Here is a 1,977-nt window from a genome sequence, read left to right as displayed (position 1 = left end):
TTTTCTTTTTCATACGCGCCGGTACGAAAGTACCGGCCTCCTTCCATTTATGGAGTTTTATCTGAAGTTTACCCTCTTCTTATATATCACGAAACAATTATTTACCAGGAATATCAATACGAAGTGTACTGTTTTCCTGATAAATAAAAAAGCTGTCTGGATCCAAGGTTTTCCCTGCGGTCCAGACAGCTTTTTTCATTTCTCATTTTATAATATAATTCTTACTTCAGATTATCACTGATTACTTTCCAGATACTGCTGTTTTCAAATCCCAGCTTCCACTGAGCCACTCCTGCAAGTCCATATTTCGGAATCAGTTTCACTTTTTCTGCAATTGACTGCGCATCCTCAAGCCAAATATCATAGCTGGAGCCTTCTTTTTCAAAAGAAGCCTTGTTCTGTCCTACACTTCCATCCCAGATTGTCTGAACATTATTCTCAGCCAGTACCTTCTGAGCCTGATCCATACCGATAGCTTCACTTGTAAGTGCTCCGCCTGTTATTTTCCACAGTCTTGTATAGAACGGAATTGCAAGAATCGTTCTTTCTGCAGGAACTTCTGCCAATGTATCCGTCACTCCTTTTTCTACCCATGGAAGGGACGCAACGGATCCCGGTTCTTCTGATCCCACATAGTGTTCATCATATCCCATAATGATCACATAATCCACAACTTTTCCCTGCTCTTCCCGGTCATAATGACTGGTAAAATCCTCCGGAACAGGATTATCCACAGAAAGCACAAGATTTTTCTTATGACACTCAATAGATAATTCTCTTAAGAACTCCAGGAAATGCGGTCCTGCATCCTCGCTGAGAGTTTCAAAATCCACATTAATCCCATCAAGCCCGGTATTTTCTGCTGCCGTCATAAACTGACTGATGATATTTTGTCTGGAGGCAAGCTGGGAAAGAGTCTCGGTGGTACTGACATCGGCAGTAAAGTTATCTATAAGTCCCCACACCTTCATGCCTCTGTCATGTGCCTGCTGCACATATTCCGCCGAAGAAATATCTGCAATATTTCCGTCTGTATCTGCCAGATAAAACCAGGTAGGAGAAATCACATTCACTCCGCTGACATTTGCTGTGGCATCTGCAAAATAGGAATTGGCTTCCGTAGATGTCACCTGATGCCAGGACAGATTCACAGGATCTTCCATGGAAAGATACTGATACTCTTCCATTTTGAAATCTCGTTCAAAATTCTTGACCTCTGCTGAAGAAATATCTCGTTTTTTTACAAAACCTATGTAGCCATCCATAGTAGCCGCCTTAACCCATTCTTCGTATTCTTCCAGGTAGATTAATGTGTCACCTTTTTTTACCTGAGTAAGAACCGGAGATTTAATGCCTCCGCGGTAACGAACATATGTATCTTTTTGCACAGAAGCTGTATTTACATTTTGAAACTGATTCTGGATAATAACTCTGGACGGAGCTTCACCCATATAAACATCCATATCTGTATACCGCTGTACAAAGGCCAGACTAAGATATACCGCTTCATCTTTCATCCATACATCACTGTCTCCATTAGAAGAAGCCGGATATTTTTGAAGTTCAGAAGGAGTAGCATATAAGATCTGCTGATTTCCGCTGTCCCAGTAATATCTCTGATTCAAATAAGTATTTACAAGCTTCAAAGGCAGGTATATCTGTCCATTAGAAGTAACCGCCCGTTCTTCCATAATATTAGTTCCAAGGACGATCACTGCCTCTCCCTCGGCAGTCTGTCCATAATACTCGTTCAGATCCATCCGCTCCTTTGTCGGAATATATTTCCGGATCACATGAACACCGATACCGGCCGCCGCCAGCAAAAGAATCAGACCAGCAACGATCACTGCCGGCATATACTGCTTCTTCATCTGCTTTTTTATATTTTTTTTCATTTGTTTTTTCCTTTCAATTCAGAATAATCTGTTTCAGAAAAACTATATAATCTCTCTGCAACATTACAGAGACTGTTTTATT

At 41.1% G+C, this 1,977-nt stretch carries 1 protein-coding gene; it reads right to left on the bottom strand.

The window, feature by feature from the left end; translation table 11 throughout:
- Positions 1 to 221 precede the first annotated feature (221 nt).
- Entirely contained in the window at positions 222 to 1,895 is a 1,674-nt protein-coding gene (locus RDS42_RS14445) for a glycosyl hydrolase family 18 protein (RefSeq protein WP_308784271.1), read from the bottom strand.
- Between the last annotated feature and the right edge of the window lie 82 nt (positions 1,896 to 1,977).

Source organism: uncultured Blautia sp., assembly GCF_902497045.1.
Lineage (GTDB): Bacteria > Bacillota > Clostridia > Lachnospirales > Lachnospiraceae > Blautia_A.
The sequence above is the reverse complement of the archived record's forward strand: the minus strand, read 5'-3'. Positions and strand labels throughout refer to the sequence as shown.

Excerpts from the sequence above, each read along its gene's own strand:
- RDS42_RS14445 (WP_308784271.1), bottom strand. The coding sequence starts at position 1,895 with ATGAAAAAAAATATAAAAAAGCAGATGAAGAAGCAGTATATGCCGGCA.